The organism is Vibrio sp. R10-SG3-ISO10 (assembly GCF_059834185.1).
Genome location: NZ_JCBDHG010000023.1, coordinates 26,051 through 49,746 on the forward strand (window position 1 = coordinate 26,051; position 23,696 = coordinate 49,746).

At 45.5% G+C, this 23,696-nt stretch carries 15 protein-coding genes; 5 read left to right on the plus strand and 10 right to left on the minus strand.

Annotated features, from left to right (window positions below; all coding sequences use genetic code 11):
- Positions 1–7: 7 nt before the first annotated feature.
- Genes AC6R16_RS18460 through AC6R16_RS18475 form a run of 4 tightly spaced genes read right to left on the minus strand, consistent with a single transcriptional unit; the run spans position 8 to position 8,366 of the window.
- On the minus strand, positions 8–718 hold the full coding sequence (locus AC6R16_RS18460; RefSeq protein ID WP_500675380.1) for a phospholipase D-like domain-containing protein: 711 nt from the start codon (positions 716–718) through the stop codon (positions 8–10).
- Positions 715–5,577 carry a DNA repair ATPase gene (locus AC6R16_RS18465; protein WP_500675381.1) on the minus strand — a complete coding sequence of 1,621 codons (4,863 nt, stop codon included), beginning with the start codon at positions 5,575–5,577 and terminating at the stop codon, positions 715–717. The genes AC6R16_RS18460 and AC6R16_RS18465 overlap by 4 nt, the downstream gene beginning before the upstream one ends.
- A 59-nt stretch (positions 5,578–5,636) precedes the next feature.
- On the minus strand, positions 5,637–7,724 hold the full coding sequence (locus AC6R16_RS18470) for a flotillin family protein (protein ID WP_500675382.1): 2,088 nt from the start codon (positions 7,722–7,724) through the stop codon (positions 5,637–5,639).
- A 27-nt stretch (positions 7,725–7,751) separates the two neighbouring features.
- The gene (locus tag AC6R16_RS18475; protein WP_500675383.1) at positions 7,752–8,366 is read right to left on the minus strand and encodes a DUF1449 domain-containing protein; all 615 of its coding nucleotides are present in this window, start codon (positions 8,364–8,366) and stop codon (positions 7,752–7,754) included.
- Between the two features lie 356 nt (positions 8,367–8,722).
- Here AC6R16_RS18475 and mutS point away from each other — a divergent pair, with 356 nt between their 5' ends.
- The gene (gene mutS, locus AC6R16_RS18480) at positions 8,723–11,260 is read left to right on the plus strand and encodes a DNA mismatch repair protein MutS (protein ID WP_500675485.1); all 2,538 of its coding nucleotides are present in this window, start codon (positions 8,723–8,725) and stop codon (positions 11,258–11,260) included.
- 50 nt (positions 11,261–11,310) lie between these two features.
- Here the strand turns inward: mutS and lptG are convergent, their stop codons facing one another.
- Together lptG and lptF are read right to left on the minus strand one after the other, a co-directional pair.
- The gene (gene lptG, locus AC6R16_RS18485) at positions 11,311–12,381 is read right to left on the minus strand and encodes an LPS export ABC transporter permease LptG (RefSeq protein ID WP_500640525.1); all 1,071 of its coding nucleotides are present in this window, start codon (positions 12,379–12,381) and stop codon (positions 11,311–11,313) included.
- Between the two features lie 3 nt (positions 12,382–12,384).
- On the minus strand, positions 12,385–13,488 hold the full coding sequence (gene lptF, locus AC6R16_RS18490; RefSeq protein ID WP_004747275.1) for an LPS export ABC transporter permease LptF: 1,104 nt from the start codon (positions 13,486–13,488) through the stop codon (positions 12,385–12,387).
- 190 nt (positions 13,489–13,678) lie between these two features.
- Between lptF and pepA the strand changes: the two genes are divergently transcribed.
- The 3 genes from pepA to AC6R16_RS18505 all read left to right on the plus strand — a co-directional run bounded on the left by pepA (position 13,679) and on the right by AC6R16_RS18505 (position 18,687).
- Positions 13,679–15,187, plus strand: a complete 1,509-nt coding sequence (gene pepA, locus AC6R16_RS18495) for a leucyl aminopeptidase (RefSeq protein WP_004747273.1) — start codon at positions 13,679–13,681, stop codon at positions 15,185–15,187.
- Between the two features lie 61 nt (positions 15,188–15,248).
- Positions 15,249–15,698 (plus strand): DNA polymerase III subunit chi, encoded by a 450-nt coding sequence (locus AC6R16_RS18500; RefSeq protein ID WP_500675384.1) that lies wholly within the window; start codon positions 15,249–15,251, stop codon positions 15,696–15,698.
- Between the two features lie 115 nt (positions 15,699–15,813).
- Positions 15,814–18,687, plus strand: coding sequence for a valine--tRNA ligase (locus AC6R16_RS18505; protein WP_500675385.1), 2,874 nt, complete (start codon positions 15,814–15,816; stop codon positions 18,685–18,687).
- A gap of 53 nt (positions 18,688–18,740) precedes the next feature.
- Here the strand turns inward: AC6R16_RS18505 and AC6R16_RS18510 are convergent, their stop codons facing one another.
- Positions 18,741–19,730, minus strand: coding sequence for a M48 family metallopeptidase (locus AC6R16_RS18510; RefSeq protein ID WP_500675386.1), 990 nt, complete (start codon positions 19,728–19,730; stop codon positions 18,741–18,743).
- Positions 19,730–20,905, minus strand: a complete 1,176-nt coding sequence (locus AC6R16_RS18515; protein WP_500675387.1) for a YjgN family protein — start codon at positions 20,903–20,905, stop codon at positions 19,730–19,732. The genes AC6R16_RS18510 and AC6R16_RS18515 overlap by 1 nt, the downstream gene beginning before the upstream one ends.
- A 291-nt stretch (positions 20,906–21,196) precedes the next feature.
- Between AC6R16_RS18515 and AC6R16_RS18520 the strand changes: the two genes are divergently transcribed.
- Positions 21,197–21,934 carry a substrate-binding periplasmic protein gene (locus AC6R16_RS18520; RefSeq protein WP_500675388.1) on the plus strand — a complete coding sequence of 246 codons (738 nt, stop codon included), beginning with the start codon at positions 21,197–21,199 and terminating at the stop codon, positions 21,932–21,934.
- Positions 21,935–21,954: 20 nt separating this feature from the next.
- On the opposite strand, the gene AC6R16_RS18525 is transcribed toward AC6R16_RS18520, so the two are convergent.
- Complete coding sequence (locus tag AC6R16_RS18525) at positions 21,955–22,917, minus strand: D-2-hydroxyacid dehydrogenase (protein ID WP_500675389.1); 963 nt, start codon at positions 22,915–22,917, stop codon at positions 21,955–21,957.
- Positions 22,918–22,954: 37 nt separating this feature from the next.
- On the minus strand, positions 22,955–23,692 hold the full coding sequence (gene rluA / locus AC6R16_RS18530) for a bifunctional tRNA pseudouridine(32) synthase/23S rRNA pseudouridine(746) synthase RluA (RefSeq protein ID WP_500675390.1): 738 nt from the start codon (positions 23,690–23,692) through the stop codon (positions 22,955–22,957).
- Positions 23,693–23,696 lie beyond the last annotated feature (4 nt).

The following is a 23,696-nucleotide window of genomic DNA, read 5'->3' on the forward strand; positions in this document are numbered from 1 at the left end:
AAGCTCCTTAATTTTGTGAAGGTTGATGGCAGGGAAAGCGCTGCCAAAGTTGTTCAAATTGCCTCGAAAACGAGGTTAGAAAGCGTGGATCATCCGACAAGGTGATATCTTCCTGATTGTATTTGGATGCGCTTCTCGTCCAATTAAAGCTACCATTAATCAATCGCTTCTGGTCAAAAATAGCGAATTTATGATGCATATGATAAGGCGTAGTATCAATTTTTACCGCAATGCCTTGTTGCGCTAAGTACTCAATATCGCTGCCTTTATCATACATTTTGTCGTTATCCGTAATGATGCGAACCGAAACGCCTCGCTGATGAGCCTGAAGGATATGCTTAGTTAACTCGTCATCAGCAATGGTAAATACGCAGATATCAATTGAAGTCCGAGCAAGTTTTAATTGCTCGATAATTCCCGCTGCACAGCGCCGTCCTGGAGAGAACCAACTCGTTGCTACTTCACTGGACTGGCTCACCCTAACGTTATCGAGCACCTTGATAATACGCTCAAGCCAGCGCAGTACTTCGACGGGATCCGAATCTTGTTGCAGAACCTGTTTTGCCAGTTTAAAACCATGATTGCGTAGATATGAGCGGTCTTCATCCGACATCACCGCCTCGGCCAATTGGCTTTGAAGGTGGCGGCGCTCTTGGTCATCGAGACGATGATCTTGCAATGATTCTTCTAACCATTGTGCCCATTGATTACGATTCATTGATTATTCTCCTGTCCAAACTGAGCGACATGTTGATTGAGCATGGCTAGCTGTTGAACCACTTGACCAGCCCTGTCATCAGAGTCCCCCATCAATTGCTGACGCTGGTAACTTTGCTTGATCTCTTGCCATCTATCAGCTTGCTCTGACGTCATATTTCCTCTGAGTTCGGCCAGTTTTAGCAAGTTCTCTTCAGTGCCGTTGGCGAGTGTTTGCGCCTCTCCCTGATAGTGATCTTGAAGCAAGGTATTGATTTCATCATCCGTCATAACCGATGAAATTTTCTCGACCAGTTTGTTCATATTTCGATAAGAACCCTGCAATTTAAATGCAGGTTCGACACGATATTGATCTGCTGTCGCTGCGGATTGGATGTACTGCTGGTTTACCTTCAATACGGTCTGTTGAACTTGCGCTAATTTCTGAATCGTCGAGACAATTTCATTAGCTTCCGTCGCGGAATAGGAATGACTCAATTCACTCAGAGCAAGATTTTCTCCTTGTGCCATGCGAACAAAGCGATACAGATCGTTTAAGTCTCTTGTCGCCAGTGGTGCTAATACCGGGTTAGAGGTCAAAGAGTTTTCGATAAAGCTCAGTTCAAAGGCTTGTTTTTGATCCGACAACATATCACCTAAGTTATAAATGTCTGCTCGGTTTGCTAACATGTCAGGGATACGGAAAGCTTCGCCAGTTTCGGTATACGGGTTACCCGCCATAACGACAGCAAACTTTTTCCCGCGCATATCGTAGGTTTTCGTCTTGCCTTGCCAGCTACCTTCAACTCGACGTGTTCCGTCACACAAAGAAATGAATTTTTGTAGCAGTTCGGGGTGGGTATGCTGGATATCATCAAGATAGAGCAGCACATTGTTACCCATCTCAAACGCCAGATTGATTTTCTCAATCTCACGTGCAGCATTCTGATCGGGCGCGTCAGCTGGGTCTAAAGATGTCACCTGATGACCGATTGAAGGGCCATTGATTTTCATGAACACTAAACCCAACTTATGGGCGACATATTCGATCAATGTTGTCTTACCGTAACCCGGCGGAGAAATTAACAACAACATGCCCATCAGATCGGTTCGTTTGTTATCACCAATGGTGCCCATTTGCTTGGCAAAGTTGTCACCGATTAATGGTAAGTAACTCTCACTAATCAGTTTATTACGAACAAAAGACGTCAATGGACGTGGCTTGAATTCTTCAAGACGGAATTGCGCCTTTGCCTCAGTGAGCAGTTCGGTTCTTTGCTCTAGGTACGCCTCATACTGAGGGACCAATTCACTGCGATGCGATTCATTTCGTTGAATAAAATCATCTAACACAACCACAAGCTCACCATTGCGGATTCGCTTATGCTCACCTAGCAACCCTGATATAACGCACTGCATCGAGAAGTCGACACTTTGCAACACCAACTGGGACTGTGTTTTACACAAGGCGACAGCAGCAGCTTCAACGACAAAAGCTTGCCCATACTCTTTCTGCGCTGTATAGGCTTTCAACCACTGAACATGATCGCTAAATTGTTCTCTGTACGACAGTTCTGATGGCGACCACCCCAAGCTACGGCGAAACTGAAGGTAATCCTCACTGAGAGTCAAGGCATCTTGGCTAACATGAATTGTGATTTCTTTATGTGCCAATAAACGAATTAAATAACTGGCACTATCTCGGGCTTCTTGTGTCTGGAACTTGGACGCTAGTTCCTCTTGTAAGGCGTTAAACGCTTCCGAAGCCTTGAGGTGTTCTCGTAATAGCTTAGCATTGTGCGCTTTTTGACGAGTCTCATTGAGTGCACTTTCTTCTTGCTCTAGTAACCAGATCAGCGCATTTGCTCTCGCGCTTTGACTAAAGCGCAGTAATCCCGCGTTTTGATAAATCGGCAGTAGCTGAGACAGGATTCTGTGCGCATCGTTATCATGAATTCCTTTCACATAGCCTTCACGGTAACGGGGCGCTGCAAAACGTTGGACTAGCTCTCTCAGCTGATTACTTGCTGAAGCTTTGTACAAGATATCTAAGTTCAGATCTGATGACAGATTTTGCTCCGCGGAATGGAGGATCAGATAGGCAAGGTACTCTGCGCGGTATACCACCTCACTTTCTGAAGCCACATCAAGCCTTGCTGCATTTTGCAGCTCAAGAAACGCTTCATCGACAATCGGCTGATAGAAATCCGTTCCAGATATATGCGTAAATAGCTCGTCTTGCTGTTCGACCAAACTAAGATCTAACGCCTGCTGATTTACACTAAATCGGTGCTTACCCAATCTGAGTACTTTACCACCCTGCTCAAAGATGTCTTGATTGTCACGCAGCGCTCGCAAAGATTGATCCTGCAGAGACTTGAGCTTGGCATCAAGACTGTCAGACTTAACACTATCCCCTAATTGACGGATAGATTCTGAGAGCTGGTGTAACTTGAGTACCATTGCATCTGTTGCAAAGTAACTGTTCAAGCCAGCGACATCATCAAATTTGGAGACACGCTTTTCAATGCTCTTTAATGTGACAGTCGCGGCTTGGAGCAGGTTCTGAATTCTGCGTTGTTGCCCAGCAATCAATTGTTGTTTGTGATTGTCCAGCGTGGATTGAATCTCATCTCTTTTGGTATAGATTTCAACAAGAAACTGATCAAAATCAGCAAAGCGGGATTCTAGTTTTTCCAGCTGACCAATCAACTTGGCCAGTTGAGTGTCGCACTCATCGGGTGACGTTGCCTGCTCCATTGCACTACTGACGGATTGACTTAACAATTTAAACTGTGCGCTGAACTCCGCTTGAGCTTCTTCGCTCAGAAGCCCTTTAGCTCGACTACGCAACTTAGCAGAGACAGTATTGAGTAGAGACGAGACTTCTGTCGTCAGGTCGAGGATCTTCGTTGCTTGAGTAGGATCGTCGGTTTCAATGTCCGTCACCTCCTCTGTCACCAATTGAAGATCCCCTCTTAACCTATCTAACTGCTCCTGCAATTGGGCCATATGAGCGGTTTTTTCAGTTTGCTCTAATTGGGACTCAATCTCACTGATTTGCTTTTTGAACGGCTGATATGCTTTCTCATCTTGAAGTAAGGTCAGCAATTGTTGGTTTAGCGATTCGCGTTGCTGTTGCAGTGAAGTCAACATTTCGTCCACGCTAACAACATCAACGTAGTGCTGCTGACGCAATGCCATTGTTGCCCCTACTTGGCCTTTAACTTCTGTCAGAAGTCCAAGTAGCACATTAGCTTGCTCCTTCGGCGCTAATTTAATCTTACCGACCAAATCGGCAATCACGACTTGCTGTTGTTCTAAACTCTGTGAGGCATGGTTTTGCAGTTGCTGAACTTTAGCAAATTCGCCAATGATTTTATCAGCAGTTGCCATCAATTCACTGATAGACCCGCCAATGCCAAGTGCGTAGTCGTGCTCCAACCAATGGTAATGATCTAGGGTACTTTGACATTGCTTGAGCAACATTTCGTAAGCGGCTTGAGTCACTTCTTCTGTTTGAGCAAGCTGACACACCGACAGAACCGATGATAAGGCTCGGACCAGTTCTGCATTACCTAAATTGAAGAGTGGGCTAGAACCGTCAGCCTCAGCACTCACGTTGGCATAGTGCTCTGCAGTGGAAAATGGCGTATCCCACACACGCAGTGGATGGATGGTAGAAGCCTCAGCATTTTCAGACAATTGAAAAACCAGCATCCTTCCATCTGGGTAAAGACTAAACCCATGGTTTTCCATTGGAGCCGCAAACTGTTTCTCGATCATGTTGTAAGTAAAGGAAACATAATATCCTTCCAACATGTTGAAGAAAAAATACAAGATATCTTCGCCGTTAGGAGAAACAACCTTCTGGAAAAACTGTAGATTCTGCCATGGCATATCAAACTGTTTATGCTCGCCATTGGATAGCACAAAACCATGTGAATATAGGATGCCGTGGTCTTCTGGTAGAGATTTACCACTCACACTCAAAGCATCGGCTCTGACCACTTTTTGATTCAGGGGGTTGTAGATAAAGTGGCGATCCTGTCGCTCTCGATTCGGTCGTATTTTTAACAGGACCAAATCACCGATAAAAGCATACTGAATATGGGCATCCGCCACGCTCTGGTGGTGATCTTCGACTTCTTCGCTATAAATCCCCTTGCCATCCTCGGTGTTATCTTCAACTTTGATGGTCAAATCACCACCGACACATTCAACGAACAGCTTATCAGCAATAGAAACATGGGGATGATTCCCCAAGACATGATCCTCACGCGTGGTAGAGATCCACTCAAAGTCATGTTGTGCAGTGCGGGTTAAGGAGGTATGCCCATCCGAATCTAAGTATTCAATCGAATTGGCATTAATCTGGAAACGAAAGACTTTACGATCTTCTACTCGCATACCAATTTGGAATGCAACATACAAGATGCTTTCTTGGCGAGATATTTGCGATAAACGTGCATCTCGGTAGTAAGTAAACAGCTCTGTAAACTCGTGGAAAAAACGAGAATCTTGAAGAAAACTTCCTTCGAGTGAAAGAAGTTCAACCCGGAATGTCCCATCACTTTCATGCAATTGGTAAAGACCGAATACGTCTTCTAGTGCCGGGATGGATTTCATTCCTACATGCACTTGATAGCCAAACAACAATTGTTGATTAACTTGGGCCATATCAATTGGAATACAGCGAGCGTCGGTTTGGACATTAGTCTTACCGACGAGCTTAAGTTCTTGACCACCAAAAACTTGTTGGCGTTGCTGGTTAAAAGAGTGTGTGAGCGATTGTAACTTTTGGCCTTGCTGAGATAAACGAGATTTAAGTACCTCGTAAGCACCACCTTCACTCACAGCTTTCTGTGTCGAGTCTGACATATTAATACCTGTGTCATCCCGCTCTTAACGAGCGGGATCCTGTGAGGGAGTTGGTTGGGTTACGCTTTGCTTTCAGAAGAGACATCAAGTGAGCTCTGAATTTTTTTCATCAATTCAGCCGCTCCACCCTGAGAATTTAATAAACTGGCGAGCGCTACATTGCTCAAGTCACTGCTCTTGAGGTTGGTGTTTTCCAAGATGTCTTTAATATCTTGTGGCATGCTGCGATTACCTTCCATGTAATCTGCAACCAATGGATTGAGCACTTTTGACTCTTCAAACTTACTGTCCATAGCCGCAGCATCGAGGATAGTACGGCGAATTTGCTCAACACCTTCACCACCAAAGAGTTTAATGTCAGCTTCAGACAAGGCTTGGGCAATCGCTTTAGCATTTTCGCCAACGACAGATTTCTGCGCATCAATACGGGCCAATTCAAGATCTTTTTCTTGTTGCAACTGCATTACCCACTTGTCGTGCTCACGAGTATGCTCATCGTACTGTTGAGCGGCTTCAAAGCGGGCTGATTGCGCCTCAGCTTCAGCCAAGCCTTTAGCACGCATAGCTTGAGCCTCAGCTTCACCTGCACTTTGCAACGTGAAGGCTTCCGCTTCACCCGTTTCACGAATCGCCTGAGCTCGTTCGCGATCCACTTCTACCTGTGCTAAACCAGTTGCGCTGATCTGTTCTTTCTCGGCTTGAGCCATTCGCTCTTTCGCTGCCGCTTCTTTGTCTTTGGAGATAAACTCTGCTTCAGCTCGCTTAACCGCAACGATCTGATCCGCTTCCGCTTCACGTGACTTAACAGCCAGCTCATTTTCTGCTTCACGAGTTTTCACTTTTAGCTCTGCTTCGTTTTCAATCAGCAGGCGCTCAGCACGTTCTTTCGCAGCATCTTTCTCTGCACGAGCTGCAACGAGCAACTCCAATTGCGCTGCTTCAGCTGCGGCTTCTGCTTCAACCATAGTGACACGTTTCTTACGATTTACTTGTTCGTTAACACGCAAGTTTTCAGTTTCTTCTTCTTCGCGAGCAATCTTACGTTCTATTTCCACACGTTGAGAACGAGTTTCCGCCACAGATTTAAGAGACTCTTCGACCGTGGTTTCTTTTAGCATTTCCTTCTCAGCGACTTCCGTTGCAGTACGAACCTTTTCCGTTTCAACAGAACGAGTCAACTCTTCTTCCTGAATAGCGACTTGACGTTGGTTTGCAATGCGTGTCATTTCCACTTCCATCTGCACGCTTTCACGTTTTTTCGCTACTTCTTCTTCCGTTTCTAGCTGAGCCAGCTGAGTCACACGCTGATATTCTTCTTTCTTCTCAGCAGACAGAGCGTCTTCTTGTGCTTTAATGATGTCAATTTCACGTTGAGTACGAGCAACGCTTTCCTGCTCTTGTTTATCGAGCTGGAGTCGGTTGGCTTCTGCTTCAACGTTCTTCTTCTTGATTGTAGTGCGTTCATCCTGACGAATCGCATTCGTCTCAGTGTTCTTTTGCGCCGTAATCGCAGAAATCTTTCGGATCCCTTCTACGTCGAGAATATTGTTTGGGTTATGTGCATCTAGCGCTGTTTGATCAATTTTGTCGATAACAACGTCATAGATCTTAAAGCCATCCATCTCACTGCCAATCACTTGCACTACCGCATCACGGAAAGCGCGACGGTTGGTCAGCAGTTCCTCAAACTCAAACTGCTTTACTGCAGTCTTCAAAGCCTCAGAAAATTTAGGTTGAAAATGCTCTTTTAAGCGTTCCAAATTTGATGCTTCATGTGCAGTAAACAGCTTCGCTACTCGAACAATATCCTCTTCTTCATGGTTAACACCAATATAGAAATCCACTTTCAGGTCTGCTCGAATATTGTCTCGACAGTGTAAGCCTTCGTACTCCTCCCCTTCCTGATCTTTGCGACCGCTACGAGTCACTGAGATCTTCTTGCGAGTAATGTCCATGTATTCAAATTGATTGATCACAGGCCAAACAAACGTACCCGTCAATGAAGCGCGAGTTCTATCCAAGCCGTTCACAATCAGCGCATCCCCTTCACCTCTGACTTTTTTGTATCGCGAGGTAAGAAAAACAAGGATGATCAGCACAACACTGACACCAACCGCTATAAAAATCATACTTGGGGAAATTTCCATTAACCAACTCCTGTTGTAAAACTTTAATTATTTTTTTGCTATTAGATAGCGACGAGATTCAGCCTCTCTGGCCACAATGACAACCTCGTCCCCATATTCGATATTTACGTTCTGCTCACAAATGACATCTAGTAGATACTCATTGCCGTTTTGAGCCACCATCACTTCCCCTACTTGTGTTGTCACTTTACTGCTATGAACTCTGGCAGTAAGGCCAACGAATTCCACCTGAGCAAATGCCTTTTTCTTGTCAAACAAAGGGCTCAGCGGTTTAAGCAGCCAGGCTGCAATGACCAAGGCGCAGTAGGCAATTGCCGGTATAGATACGACATCGACAATAATGGTTAGAGGGCCAGTTAGCCAAGCGAGTGTGAGCTGGGACGTATAGAATGACAGTACCGTGGCAACAAAGAAGCTGGCACACAGCGCCACCATTAGCGGCACCTTTGAAAGGACTGGCGGTAGAATAAGCCCGGAGCCTGGAATATTATCCAGTTCAAACAAATCCAACTCTGCAGTTAAGCTCTCAACAACGTTGAATACCAAATCAATCAACATCACCACAAAGATAAATACGAAAGGGATAAAGAAAACGTTGGTCGGAAATGCCATCAGTTCTGCAAAAAAGTTACTCAAGCTCATAGGATTCTATTATGTACACGGATTTTGAAGGGTAGGGTGCCTTACGACTCCGTTTATATTGATTAAATTATTTATAAATTAAAGCCTTATCATACAGACTACTTAACCAACCACATGAATAGAAACTATTTACACATTTATTTGACTAAGTTCATAAAAACGATTCAGAACAGTAACCTCTGGCTCTTTTTCATTTAGAAACTTGCCTACCCCCGAATCAATTATTCACTGATGTAAAATGTTTGAATCTCTTTTCGCTGACTTTGGATTCACGTATCCTAAGCCGCAATAACATCAGACGAAGAACTTGCCCCGTGAAAGCAACACCTCAACAAGAAAAGCAAAAACACACGCCTATGATGCAGCAATATCTCAAGCTCAAAGCTGAGAACCCAGATATCTTGCTGTTTTATCGGATGGGAGATTTCTATGAGCTTTTCTACGATGATGCGAAGCGAGCATCTCAATTGCTCGATATTTCTCTAACTAAGAGAGGCGCTTCTGCTGGCGAACCTATTCCAATGGCCGGTGTGCCATTTCATGCAGTCGAAGGCTATTTGGCAAAACTGGTTCAACTGGGTGAGTCTGTCGCTATTTGTGAACAGATTGGCGATCCTGCAACCAGTAAGGGGCCAGTTGAGCGCGCTGTTGTTCGCATTGTCACACCGGGTACCGTCACCGACGAGGCACTGCTCTCTGAAAGGCTAGATAACCTGATTGCTGCCATCTATTACCACGATGGCAAATTTGGTTATGCGACTTTGGATGTCACGTCAGGTCGATTCCAGTTAATGGAACCTGAAAGCGAAGAAGCGATGGCGGCAGAGTTGCAACGCACTTCGCCACGTGAACTGCTTTTCCCGGAAGATTTTCAACCTGTTCACCTGATGTCTTCGCGCAACGGTAATCGTCGCCGCCCTGTTTGGGAGTTTGAACTCGATACCGCTAAGCAGCAGTTAAACCAGCAATTTGGCACGCGTGATCTGGTGGGTTTCGGAGTGGAACACGCTAAACTCGGACTCTGCGCAGCAGGTTGTTTGATTCAATATGTCAAAGATACTCAGCGCACGGCACTACCACACATTCGCTCGTTGACCTTTGACAGACAAGATCACTCTGTCATTTTGGATGCTGCGACCCGACGTAACTTAGAAATTACTCACAATCTGGCTGGCGGCACAGACAATACCTTAGCTGAGGTGTTAGATCACACTGCAACAGCTATGGGCAGTCGTATGCTCAAACGCTGGTTGCATCAACCGATGCGCGACATCGACACTCTAAATCATCGTTTAGATGCCATTTCTGAATTAAAAGAAGTGTCACTGTTTGCTGATCTTCACCCTGTGCTAAAGCAGATCGGGGATATCGAACGTATACTTGCTCGCTTAGCTCTACGCAGTGCAAGGCCTCGTGATATGGCTCGCCTTCGTTTTGCCATGCAGCAATTACCTGAGCTAGCAGAGTCGATGAGTTCATTGGCTCACCCATACTTATCCAAACTGGCTCAATACGCTGCGCCAATGGACGAGGTATGTGAGCTACTAGAGCGCGCAATCAAAGATAACCCACCAGTCGTGATTCGTGATGGGGGTGTGATTGCTGAAGGCTATAACGCGGAACTCGATGAGTGGCGTAAGCTAGCGGATGGGGCAACCGAATACCTAGAGCAAATGGAGCAGGATGAGCGCGAACGTCACGGTATCGATAGCCTTAAAGTGGGCTACAACAACGTGCATGGTTTCTTTATCCAGGTGAGCCGTGGTCAAAGCCATTTAGTTCCTCCTCATTATGTCCGTCGTCAGACATTAAAAAATGCTGAGCGTTACATTATCCCAGAGCTCAAAGAGCATGAAGATAAAGTGCTTAACTCTAAGTCGAAAGCACTCGCTCTGGAGAAGCAGCTTTGGGAAGAGCTATTTGATCTCTTATTGCCACATTTGGAACAAATGCAAAACGTCGCTTCTGCGGTGTCGCAGATCGATGTATTGCAAAACTTAGCGGAACGTGCAGACAGCCTAGATTACTGTCGCCCTACTTTAACTAAAGAGGTGGGTATTCATATTCAAGCAGGCCGTCACCCAGTGGTTGAGCAAGTAATGGATGATCCGTTTATTGCCAACCCTATTGAGCTAAACCCGCAGCGTAAAATGTTGATTATTACTGGTCCGAATATGGGTGGTAAATCGACTTACATGCGTCAAACCGCATTGATTGCACTGATGGCTCATATTGGTTCTTATGTACCTGCTGAGTCAGCTCAGATTGGCTCTATTGATCGCATCTTTACCCGTATTGGCGCTTCTGATGATCTGGCCTCTGGTCGCTCGACCTTTATGGTTGAGATGACGGAGACAGCAAACATCCTCCACAACGCCACAGCTAATAGTTTAGTTTTAATGGATGAAATTGGTCGCGGTACCAGTACCTATGACGGGCTTTCTCTTGCTTGGGCTAGTGCCGAGTGGCTAGCCAAAGAGCTAGGCTCAATGACCCTGTTTGCGACTCACTATTTCGAGCTAACAGAGCTACCCAATCAGATCCCACACTTAGCCAATGTCCACCTAGATGCAGTTGAACATGGCGACAGTATTGCCTTTATGCACGCGGTCCAAGAAGGGGCTGCAAGTAAATCTTATGGTCTAGCAGTGGCGGGCTTAGCTGGCGTACCTAAGAGTGTGATTAAAAACGCGCGCGCTAAGCTGACACAGCTAGAACAGTTAGGTCAAGAAGGGGAAGGTGCACCCCGTTCAAGCGCAGTAGATATCGCCAACCAACTTAGCCTGATTCCAGAGCCAAGTGAGGTTGAAGAGGCACTGTCTGCGATTGACCCTGACGACTTAACACCAAGGCAAGCATTAGAAGAGCTTTATCGACTGAAAAAGTTGATGTGACAAAAACGGCAGTCCAAAAGGACTGCCGTTTTTGATGGTGCTTATAGTGTTTAGAGCTTCCTACGCAGTAGCAATAAGGCGACCGTTAAGAACACAATACTTGGCATCACTGCGCCAAATACTGGCGGGATGTTATAAACCAAACTGAGTGGGCCAAAGAATTCACTCGATATATAAAAAGTAAATCCGGCAATCACACCCGATAGAATACGCGCACCCATCGTCACGCTACGCAGAGGACCAAAGATAAATGACAGCGCCATCAACATCATCACCGCAATGGAAAATGGCTGAGTCACTTTACGCCAGAAGGCCAATTCATAACGCGATGGATCTTGCTCAGACGCTTTCAAATAAGTGACATAATCATACAGCCCACCTAGAGATAACTCTTCTGGTTTGACCGTTACTACCGCTAGCTTGTCCGGTGCCAGAGAAGTCGTCCAGCTATACTCAGCGAGACTTTGCTTGGAGATTTCTACCTCGTCCACCATTTCAGTTAGCTGAACGTCTTTCATCGTCCAAGTGTTATCTGATACATACTCTACTTCCGCGGCATAAACGACACTTTCCAAACGCTTGTCATCGTCGTAGCGCCACATGTTCATGCCATAAATTTTGCTGTCCTCAACCTTACCGATAAAAATAAAGTCATTGGCGTCGCGTGCCCAAACCCCGGTTCGTACTGACATTAGCGCGCCACCTGAAGTGGCAAAGGCACGCAAATCACGCGCCGCTTTTTGCGCTTGAGGCGCACCCCATTGACCAAGCAAAGTAACCATTATCATCAGGGGCACAGCGGTTTTCAGCACCGATAAGCCAATGTCGAGTTTCGAAAAACCCGCCGCCTGCATAACCACTAGCTCAGAACTTGAGGCCAACATACCAAGACCAATCAGAGCACCAAGCAATGCCGCCATTGGAAAGAACATTTCAATATCACGTGGAATACTGAGCAAAACATACAGCAAGGCTTGCAAAAGGTCGTATGTCCCCTCACCTACTTTACGCAACTGCTCAACATATTTGATGATCGCAGAAAGGCCGACAAAGGTTGCCAATACCAAAGATGAAGTGGCAATAATGGTTCTACCTATGTAGAGATCGAGAATCTTAAACACGACTTACGCTGCCTTTTTTCTTTGTCTTAATTTGTCTTTGAAGCGGCGAACAGGAATGCTGTCCATCGAGTTAATACCAATCGCGGTCAAGAGTAGCGCAGCATTTATTGGCCACATACCAACGAAAGTAGGAATAGAACCATCTTCAATCGCTGACTTAGTGGCACTAATCGCCAAGAAGTAAGCCAGATAGATTAAAATAGCCGGTCCCATTTTAGCAAAGCGCCCCTGACGTGGGTTAACCGCAGAAAGAGGGACAACCAACATAGTCAGTAGTGGAATACAAACAACCAATGAGATACGCCATTGAACTTCTGCTTGTGCGCGAGGATCTGGATTCTTCATCAATTCAAGAGTAGGGATCGCTTCCCAGTCACGACCTTGAGGCTTAACATCACGCTGACCAATCAAACCTTCGTACTGATCAAAATCCGTCACCATGTAATCAACGCGAGTCGGAACACCTTCGTAACGGACACCATCGTACATACGAATCACTTGTCGTCCGTCACTAAGCTCTTTCACTTCTCCTGATTGAGAAAAAGAGACACTCGGAAGAATGGAATCACGCGGACGCATCTGGGCAACAAACACGTGCTTGAGTTTCTTGCCATCAATATCGTCAATGAAAACCACTGAAGAACCATCTGGCGTGCCTTGGAAGTGGCCTTTCTTCAGCAAATCGACACTGTTCTCTGCCGCTGTTTCTTCTTGCAGCTTAACCAGTTGGTCTTGGCTATAAGGAGCAAAAACGAAAGAGTTAAAACCCGCAATCGCACCGGTAATAACGGCTAGGTATAAAGCTGCTCGGATCAAGAACTTATTACCAATCCCCGTCGCATTCATCACGGTAATTTCACTTTCTGCGTATAAACGTCCAAAAGTGAGCAAGATCCCCAAGAAAAGACTCAACGGCAACATCAAAAGTCCCATTGAAGGCATGCTTAAAGCAACATAGTGCATGACCAAGCTGGCGGGAATATCACCATCCGACGCATCGGCCAAAACTTTGATCAATTTTTGGCTAAGGAACACTAAAAACAGGATAAAAAATATCGCTAATTGGCTTTTGAGTGTCTCGCGGATCAAATATCTAACAATAATCACGCTGAAATTACCTATACAAAACTTGTTTTTTTAATTGAATCACTATAATTTCCCGTTGAACCTTTTATTTTTAAATTTTTGGCTAACTGTTAATGCGCTTATTTAAGAATAGTTCCGAGTAAGGAATCAACAAGTAAGACGGCATTATCTAACATTTAGTTCTATTTGTCTTCAGGATGTAGGAGTACGCATGGAGTTCAGTGTAAAAAGTGGCAGTCCAGAGAAACAACGCAGCGCATGTATCGTTGTGGGCGTGTTCGAGCCACGTCGCCTTTCTCCAGTTGCCGAGCAGCTAGATAAGATCAGCGATGGCTATATTAGTTCACTACTTCGCCGTGGTGACCTAGAAGGAAAACCGGGGCAGATGCTACTGCTTCATCAAGTACCAGGTGTACTGTCTGAGCGCGTTTTACTGGTTGGCTGTGGTAAAGAGCGTGAACTGGGTGAGCGTCAATACAAAGAGATCATCCAAAAGACTATCAACACTCTTAACGAAACAGGTTCAATGGAAGCGGTTTGTTTCCTAACAGAACTGCACGTTAAAGGCCGTGATACTTACTGGAAAGTTCGTCAAGCGGTTGAAGCAACAAAAGATGGTCTATACACCTTCGATCAGTTCAAGAGCCAAAAGCCAGAAACTCGTCGACCACTACGTAAACTGGTATTTAACGTACCTACACGTCGTGAGCTAAACCTAGGTGAGAAAGCGATCGCACACGGTCTTGCTATCTCTTCTGGTGTTAAAGCATCAAAAGATCTTGGCAACATGCCACCAAACATCGCTAACCCTGCTTACCTTGCTTCTCAAGCGCGTCGCCTAGCTGACGATTACGAGACAGTGACAACCAAGATCATTGGTGAGCAAGAGATGGAAAAACTGGGCATGACTTCATACCTAGCGGTAGGTCGTGGCTCTAAGAATGAATCTATGATGTCTATCATGGAGTACAAGGGCAACCCAGATCCAGAAGCGAAACCAATTGTACTTGTTGGTAAAGGTCTTACTTTCGATTCAGGCGGTATCTCACTAAAACCTGGTGAAGGTATGGATGAGATGAAGTACGACATGTGTGGTGCGGCATCAGTATTCGGCACAATGAAAGCACTGGCAAAACTGAACCTACCAATCAATGTGGTTGCTGTTCTTGCTGGTTGTGAAAACATGCCGGGTAGCAACGCTTACCGTCCAGGTGACATTCTCACTACGATGTCTGGCCAAACCGTTGAAGTACTCAACACTGATGCTGAAGGTCGTCTAGTATTGTGTGACGCGCTGACTTACGTAGAACGCTACGAGCCAGAGTGTGTGGTTGACGTTGCAACGCTAACAGGTGCTTGTGTTATCGCACTAGGTCACCATATCAGTGGTGTTATCTCTAACCACAACCCACTGTCTCACGAGCTAGTGAATGCTTCTGAACAAGCAAGTGATCGTGCATGGCGTCTACCTATGGCAGACGAGTACCACGAGCAACTTAAGAGCCCATTTGCTGATATGGCAAACATTGGTGGTCGCCCTGGCGGTACTATCACTGCGGGTTGCTTCCTATCTAAGTTCGCCAAGAAGTACCACTGGGCGCACGTTGATATCGCAGGTACTGCGTGGAAATCAGGTGCAGCGAAAGGCTCAACAGGCCGCCCTGTCTCAATGCTTGTCCAATTCCTGCTTAACCGCAGTGGCCAAGAGACAGAGGAATAATCCTCACAATCTTAAAAAGGGCCGCAAGGCCCTTTTTTGTATCTACTAACAGCGAGCAGTTATGGCGAATGCGACCTTTTACATTATCAATCCAGACTCTCCTCAGGCTGAAGCTAAGGGGTTTGGTTTATATGTATTGTTTCTTGCGCATCATTTCGCTAAGCAAGGTGCTAAGGTTTATCTCAATTGCAACGATAAATCTCACGCTGAACAAATCGCTGAATTTTTCTGGCAAGTCGATGCCAAACAATTTGTTGCCCATAATCTAGTTGGTGAAGGGCCAAGATACGGTACCAACATTGAGATTGGCTACCAAGGAGTTCGACCTTCTTGGAACCGACAACTGGTAATAAATTTGGCGGAAAATGAGACAACCTTTGCGAACAAGTTTGCTGAGGTGGTAGACTTCGTCCCTTGCGAAGAAAAAGCCAAGCAACTGGCGCGAGAAAGATATAAAATCTACCGCCAAGCGGGCTATCAGCTACAAACGATCGAAATCGAACACAGATAGCAGCAACAAACACAACCGGTCAATCCTTATAGCTAAGGCGATCTTGTTAGAGATCCCTCACTTATAAAGATTGACTTAGAATTAAACCAGACCTATCAGCAGAATATCTATAGCTATGGAAAAGACATATAACCCAACTTCAATTGAACAAGCTTTATACCAAGCTTGGGAAGAGAAAGGCTACTTTAAGCCACACGGTGACACGACGAAAGAATCATACAGCATCATGATCCCACCACCGAACGTCACTGGTAGCCTACATATGGGCCACGCGTTCCAAGACACCATCATGGATACTCTGATCCGTGCTGAACGTATGAAGGGCAAAAACACCCTTTGGCAAGTAGGTACTGACCACGCTGGTATCGCAACTCAAATGGTTGTTGAGCGTAAGATCGCGGCTGAAGAAGGCAAAACTAAACACGATTACGGTCGTGATGCTTTCATCGACAAAATCTGGGAATGGAAGAACGAATCTGGTGGCACAATCACTAAGCAGCTTCGTCGCCTAGGTGCATCGGTAGACTGGGAGCGCGAGCGTTTCACTATGGATGATGGCCTATCTAACGCTGTTCAAGAAGTGTTTGTTCGCCTATACGAAGAAGACCTAATCTACCGTGGTAAGCGTCTAGTAAACTGGGATCCTAAACTGCACACTGCAATTTCTGATCTTGAAGTTGAAAACAAAGACAAAAAAGGCCACATGTGGCACTTCCGCTACCCGCTAGCAAATGGCGTGAAAACAGCTGAAGGTAAAGACTACATTGTTGTTGCGACAACACGTCCTGAAACCATGCTTGGTGATACTGGTGTCGCTGTTAACCCAGAAGACCCACGTTACAAAGATCTTATCGGTAAAGAGATCCTACTTCCTGTCGTTAACCGTCTGATCCCTATCGTAGGCGATGAGCACGCAGATATGGAAAAAGGCACTGGTTGTGTGAAGATCACTCCTGCGCACGACTTCAATGACTACGAAGTTGGTAAGCGCCACCAGCTACCAATGATCAACATCCTAACTTTCAACGCAGACATCCGTGATGCGGCTGAAGTCTTCACCACTAACGGCGAAGCTAGCGATGTTTACTCTACAGAACTTCCTGCTAAGTACCACGGCATGGAGCGCTTTGCTGCACGTAAAGCGATCGTTGCAGAATTTGAAGAGCTTGGTCTACTAGACGAAATCAAAGATCACGACCTAACGGTTCCTTACGGCGACCGTGGTGGCGTGGTTATCGAACCAATGCTAACTGACCAATGGTACGTACGTGCTGCGCCTCTTGCTGAGCCTGCAGTTAAAGCAGTTGAAGATGGTGAAATCCAGTTCGTTCCTAAACAGTACGAAAACATGTACTTCTCTTGGATGCGTGACATTCAAGACTGGTGTATCTCTCGTCAGCTTTGGTGGGGTCACCGTATCCCTGCATGGTATGACAACGATGGCAATGTATACGTAGGCCGTACTGAAGAAGAAGTACGTGCAAACAACAACCTTGCACCTGTTGTTGTACTGCGCCAAGACGACGACGTACTTGATACATGGTTCTCTTCTGCGCTATGGACGTTCGGTACTCAAGGCTGGCCTGAGCAAACTGAAGACCTGAAGACATTCCACCCTTCAGACGTTCTAGTAACAGGCTTCGACATCATCTTCTTCTGGGTTGCACGTATGATCATGATGACCATGCACTTCAACAAAGATGAAAACGGTAAGTCTCAAGTACCATTTAAGACTGTTTACGTAACGGGTCTAATCCGTGACGAAAACGGCGACAAGATGTCTAAATCGAAAGGTAACGTTCTTGACCCTATCGACATGATCGATGGTATCGACCTTGAGTCTCTAGTAGAGAAGCGTTGTGGCAACATGATGCAGCCTCAGCTAGCGAAGAAGATCGAGAAGAACACTCGTAAGACTTTCGAGAACGGTATCGAACCATACGGTACTGACGCACTGCGTTTTACTCTTGCTGCTATGGCTTCTACTGGCCGTGACATTAACTGGGATATGAAGCGTCTTGAAGGTTACCGTAACTTCTGTAACAAGCTATGGAACGCAAGCCGTTACGTACTAATGAATACAGAAGAGCACGATTGTGGCATGTCACTATCAGCTGAAGAGCGTGCAAACATGGAATTCTCTCTAGCGGACAAATGGATCGAGTCTCAGTTTGAACTAGCAGCGAAAGAGTTTAACGCTCACCTAGACAATTACCGTCTAGACATGGCAGCGAACACGCTTTACGAATTCATCTGGAACCAATTCTGTGACTGGTACCTAGAGCTAACTAAGCCAGTTCTTTGGAAAGGTACAGAAGCTCAGCAACAAGCGACTCGCTACATGCTGATCACTGTGCTAGAGAAGACGCTACGTCTTGCTCACCCAGTGCTACCTTACATCACTGAATCTATCTGGCAGAGCGTTAAGCCGCTAGTAGACGGTGTTGAAGGCGACACTATCATGACTCAAGCGCTTCCTCAGTTTAATGAAGAGAACTTCAACGCTGAGATCGTAGAAGACATCGAGTGGGTTAAGACTTTCATTACGGCTATCCGAAACCTACGCGCAGAATACGACATTGCACCTAGCAAAGGTCTAGAAGTAATGATCAAGGTTGCTAACGAGAAAGACGCTGCACGTATCGAAGCAAACAAGGTTGTTCTGAACTCTCTTGCTAAGCTAGATAGCCTAACGGTTCTTGCAGACGACGCTGAGACGCCAGCATGTGCAACTAAGCTAGTAGTTCAATCTGAACTGATGATCCCTATGGCAGGTCTTATCGACAAAGACGCGGAACTTGCTCGTCTTGATAAAGAAGTGCAAAAAACGCACGGCGAAATCAAGCGTATCGAAGGTAAACTAGGTAACGAAGGTTTCGTGGCTAAAGCACCTGAAGCGGTTATCGCCAAAGAGCGTGAAAAATTAGTGGGTTACCAAGAGACACTAGCTAAGCTTGAAGAGCAGAAAGCGACTATCGCTGCGCTGTAAGCCAGTGGTTAGTTAAACAAAAGGCAGCAAATTCGCTGCCTTTTTTGTTGCCGTCATTCACGAGCAGCTTCAATTCGCTGCTTGAAGTCAGGGTGAGTACTCATCCACTCTGGCACTTCGAGAGCATCTTGTTGAAATAGCTCGAACATTTCTGCCATAGGCTCACTGCTACCATATAAAGTAACCATCGCTTGCCTAGCGTATGCATCCGCTTCCAACTCAGCCTCACGAGAGTGGCCATTTGAAAGAAAAAACACACCTAGCCCAGCTAAGTTATCTACTACGCCCGAACTTTCACCTGTTAAAAATGCGACGCCAACCGAAAGCAAACTCGAATGTACCAACTTCTTAATCATATGACGATGATAAACATGACCTAGCTCATGAAGAATGATGCTATCAAGCTGCTGTTCGTTCTCAGCAAGTGCCACCAAGTCATCAAGTAACACGATCTTGCCACCCGGCAAAGCAAACGCATTCGCACCAAGTTCTGAAGAACGAAATACTACCTCAATGGGATACGGCATAGCATCCAACTTCGAGACATGCTGTGCGACACGTTGACGGATCTCTTGTTTTTTTTGCTGGCTCAATTTGCTTTCTTGCCAGCTATTATCAAAGCTTTCTAAAATCTTATCGCCTAGTGTAATAGCAACATACTCTGGGATTGCGTTTGCAACCTTATTACTGGTCCATGGCAGCAGATAAAAATAACTCCCCAAAACAACACAAAGACACAAAGCCGAGGATAGTAACCAAGCCAGCCAATTGGCTTCCAGTTTATCAACCAAGCTGCTTCTACGATTACGCACCAACCACTGACTGACCTCTGTAGTTCTCTCAACCACGAACACCCAGCCATCAGGGAATTTGAATCGCACAGGTAAGTTACCGACAGGAACACTAATGTCAGCGTACCGTTGGTCACAGCTGATAATTTTCCCATCAACACGTAAACTTAAGGCGTTAGCTTGTGACACATCCAATTTGGCAGGATGACGCTCCGAACTGCGTGGCGGAAACGCCACCCCATCAAACAACATTAGTTAATTCCAATACCTAGGTCGAAAGCTTGAGCAACTTCATCCGATATCGCGGATTTGACTTTAGAATCTTGATCTGTCGCATTTAGCAAGCTCATATCACCAAATACCGCTGTATTGTCAGCAACATAACGTGTTGTTCTCACCATTACCCAAGGTCTAGCAATACTTAACGTGACTACCTGAAGTAAAAAGTTAGAAACAACCAACCAAGTGTATCCTCGTGCGGTGAGAGTCGAATTAAAAGTGTAACGGCTATCAGACTCTTGCTCCAACTTAGCTTGAAGTTGCTCAAAGATATAGTTACGCACGCGTGTTGTGGTATACGCCGTCAGTCCAATGGTCAGAATGATGAGCGATAGGTAGGCGATAATAAAGACCGTAAATTGAGATGCTCCCATCAGCGAGCTGTAATCTCCATTCTGAATCGCGGTAAAGTCAAAACCACTGAATACCGTAAATGACATCACAATAAATAGTACAATAGACGCTGCAACTCCTAAGCCCATCGCTTTTAGGTAAGTTTTGATAAAGAATCCGGTTTCCAGCTCAGCACTGAACTTCCAATCTCCGTAACGATATCCGTTAGAGAAGTACTTGTGTGCACCAACGGCAACCCAAGCATACAAAGCAGCCATAAGAATAAAAGACGCAATACCTAATACCGTAGCTGCTACTGCAGAAGCGCTAGAAACCGCTACTATGACTGCTATATATACAGCAGCCGCAAGCAACGCAGCTAATCCACGCCCCATAAGAGCAAAGTACGCATCTTTCAATGACGAGTCGAAAGAGAAGTGAACATTGCGATAACTCGTCATTGCCGCATCAAATCGAGCATTGCTCCAAAGCAACCAAGGTAAAGCAACATAGAAAACCAGTAGTAGAACCGCACTCACAACTGGGAAAAACGCATTGGCCACAGCCCAGATTGCCAGTACAGCAACTGCGACTAAACGTCCCTTAAGAATTTGCATTGGCTGAGCGTGATATTCAAAATTGTCACTATCGACGTAAGTGTTACCGTAGAAGTAGCGCTTTGTTCTGACCTTAGCCCAAGCAGAATAGATGCCAAAGGTGATGATGGTTAGTAGAACATTGACTATCCATATACCAAAGAACTCCCCCCCTTTTCCCCTAAATTCAATAGGATTAGTTATATGTTTTTGTTCCATTTTCATTTTCCTGACGTTGTTGAGTAAAACATAAGCCAAATAATCTCTTATATTTCATTTTCAACGTCTATACCTCAGCCTTACCAATACGCAACCAGTTGATATTCATCACAAATAACAGTGGCTGTAAATACAATAATTTTACATATAGCGTACTTTAAGTAATTAAACCCTGTTGTCACAACTTAGCCTTTTTGCGTACTTAAGAATCGAGATGTTTTTGAACCTAGGCTTGGTCACTGGTAGATTATCTTCTAACTTTAAGAGAGGATAAATCAGGCAGGATCCTATATGTCGTATTACTTGCTATTATCAAGCACCCTGCTTCTGTTGCTCTCTCCTTTGTCTCTTGCCAGTGATACCTCTAAAATCATAAAAATAGCCGCAGGCAATTGGGCGCCTTTTATCGGTGAAAAGCTTGAGAACTATGGTCAGGTAGGTGACACGATCCAGCAAGTTTTTGCTAATCAAGGTTACCGAGTCGAATTTGACTTCTACCCTTGGAAAAGGGCTTATAAGAAGGCAAGTGAAGGCGAGTACGTAGCAACGGCCGTTTGGATGTATGCTGAAGAACGCACAGAATATTTCATGTACAGCGATCCGGTAGCCCAAGAGCAATTCGTCTTTTTTCACCTGATTGAGAAACCTTTTGAGTGGCAAACTTTAGCTGACTTAGAAGGAAAACTGCTTGGTGGTGGACTCGGTTACAGTTATGGCCCAGAGCTCGATCTGTTGCTAGACAATGAATCCATAGCCATGAATCGAGTCGAGAGCCCGGCTAAAGCCTTCCAGCTACTTAAATACCGTCGGGTTGATTTAGTCCCTGAGGAAAAACATATCGGATTGTACTCTTTAAGCCAGCTACCACTGGAAACTCAAGCGTTGATCACCTATAACCCAAAACCTTTCCTGACCAATGACAGCTATTTAATGTTTTCCAAAGCCCACCCCGAGGCCCAAGCATTGATGAAAGTATTCAACCAAGGCTTGGCAGAGCTAAAGGCTCGTAAGGAAGAACTAGAGAACTAGAGAACTAGAGAACTAGAGAACTAGACTATACGGTTTTGTTCTCTGCCCTCAATAAACGCAACAATATTGTCAATCAGAATATCGGCAAGCTTTTGAATCGATGAGTCACTACCCCAAGCGACATGTGGTGTTAGCAGCAAGTTTGGTAGATGCATGTTAGCAATCAAAGAGTTGGACTCATCCGCGGGCTCATCTGTAAACACGTCAAAACCCGCGCCTCTGATTCCGCCATGCTTAAGTGCATCAATTAGAGCTTCTTCATCCACCAAGCCACCACGTCCAGTATTGATGACAATGCTTGAAGACTTCATCGATGCCAGCTCTTGACGCCCAATAAGGTGTTTTGTCTGCTCGTTCAACGGACAATGCAAAGTCAGGACATCAGACACAGCTAGAACCTGCTCAAAAGGCAAATAGCCTTCACGACACGCCTTCGCACCTTTATGCTCAGCAAACAATACATGCATGCCCAATGCCTTAGCTAAGGCTGCGGTTGCTTGGCCTAGCGCACCGCCACCAATCACACCCATCGTCGAGCCCGCCGTATCACTGATTGGGTGAGTAAAAAAGCAAAACTGTTTATTGCGCTGCCACTCTCCGGCAGCGATATCGTTGTGATAGCCTTTTAAGTTGCGCTTCAATGCGAACATCATTGCGATGACATGCTCTGGAACGGACTGTGTCGCGTAACCTTGAACATTAGTCACCGCGATGCCGCGCTCTTTACAACTCAGTGTATCAACATTGTTGAAACCTGTAGCTGAGATTGCAACAAGCTTTAGATTAGGTAACTGAGCTAAGACATCTCGATCCAAGACGACTTTATTAGTAATGACGATTTGGGCATCTTTGGCTCTTTCGACAACTAATTCTGGTGCGGTGAAGTCATATTCGATCCACTGATGATCGAAAGGTAGATGAGGCAACTCTATTTGAGTTGGGATCGTAGCACGATCTAAAAAAACAACAGTTGGCAGCGACATAAGATCTCCTTGCGCTGCCGAATCTATCCTTGAATTATTATGGGCGTGGCAGCAATTTATAGTCTGGTAATTTTCGCACAAGTGAAAAATAATTGAAGATCATCGCTTCCGCTTCAAGATAGAAATCACACGGTACAAAGCGAGTTTGCAATAACTCAGTTTCAGGATGATAAAAACTAAGTTCAGCTGCATGAAGTTCTAAGCGCGAAGAAAACTCAAAAGCCTCTCCTTGCGAATAAAACTCATCACCGACGATCGGGTAGCCCAATGCCTGCATATGTACCCTAAGTTGATGAGATCGGCCAGTAATCGGTAGCAATCTAACAATCGTGGTTTTCTCTTCGTGTTTGACCACCTGATACAAAGTTTTTGATGGTTTGCCGTGCTCAAAGCAAACTTTCTGCCTTGGGCGGTTTTCCCAGTCGCAGATCAAAGGCAGGTCAACCTCTCCCTCTGGCTTATCAATATGACCCCAGACACGCGCGTAGTACACTTTATGCGTCAATCGATATTGAAACTGCTTCTTAAGCGAGCGTTCTGCCTCTTTATGTTTAGCCAACAGCATCAAGCCCGATGTGTCCATATCAAGGCGATGTACCACTTGGATCTCAGGGTAGAGTTCAACTAAGCGCGACCATAAACTATCGTAATGCTCTGCTAAACGACCCGGCACAGACAAGAGGCCCGATGGTTTATTAGCCACCAAGATATGCTCATCTTCAAACACCACATCAACCCAAGGGTCTTGCGGCGGGTTGTATTCAGTCATTGCCATAATA

Excerpts from the sequence above, each read along its gene's own strand:
- AC6R16_RS18460 (WP_500675380.1), bottom strand. The coding sequence starts at position 718 with ATGAATCGTAATCAATGGGCACAATGGTTAGAAGAATCATTGCAAGAT.
- AC6R16_RS18465 (WP_500675381.1), bottom strand. The coding sequence starts at position 5,577 with ATGTCAGACTCGACACAGAAAGCTGTGAGTGAAGGTGGTGCTTACGAG.
- AC6R16_RS18470 (WP_500675382.1), bottom strand. The coding sequence starts at position 7,724 with ATGGAAATTTCCCCAAGTATGATTTTTATAGCGGTTGGTGTCAGTGTT.
- AC6R16_RS18475 (WP_500675383.1), bottom strand. The coding sequence starts at position 8,366 with ATGAGCTTGAGTAACTTTTTTGCAGAACTGATGGCATTTCCGACCAAC.
- mutS (WP_500675485.1), top strand. The coding sequence starts at position 8,723 with ATGATGCAGCAATATCTCAAGCTCAAAGCTGAGAACCCAGATATCTTG.
- pepA (WP_004747273.1), top strand. The coding sequence starts at position 13,679 with ATGGAGTTCAGTGTAAAAAGTGGCAGTCCAGAGAAACAACGCAGCGCA.
- AC6R16_RS18500 (WP_500675384.1), top strand. The coding sequence starts at position 15,249 with ATGGCGAATGCGACCTTTTACATTATCAATCCAGACTCTCCTCAGGCT.
- AC6R16_RS18505 (WP_500675385.1), top strand. The coding sequence starts at position 15,814 with ATGGAAAAGACATATAACCCAACTTCAATTGAACAAGCTTTATACCAA.
- AC6R16_RS18510 (WP_500675386.1), bottom strand. The coding sequence starts at position 19,730 with ATGTTGTTTGATGGGGTGGCGTTTCCGCCACGCAGTTCGGAGCGTCAT.
- AC6R16_RS18515 (WP_500675387.1), bottom strand. The coding sequence starts at position 20,905 with ATGGAACAAAAACATATAACTAATCCTATTGAATTTAGGGGAAAAGGG.
- AC6R16_RS18520 (WP_500675388.1), top strand. The coding sequence starts at position 21,197 with ATGTCGTATTACTTGCTATTATCAAGCACCCTGCTTCTGTTGCTCTCT.
- AC6R16_RS18525 (WP_500675389.1), bottom strand. The coding sequence starts at position 22,917 with ATGTCGCTGCCAACTGTTGTTTTTTTAGATCGTGCTACGATCCCAACT.
- rluA (WP_500675390.1), bottom strand. The coding sequence starts at position 23,692 with ATGGCAATGACTGAATACAACCCGCCGCAAGACCCTTGGGTTGATGTG.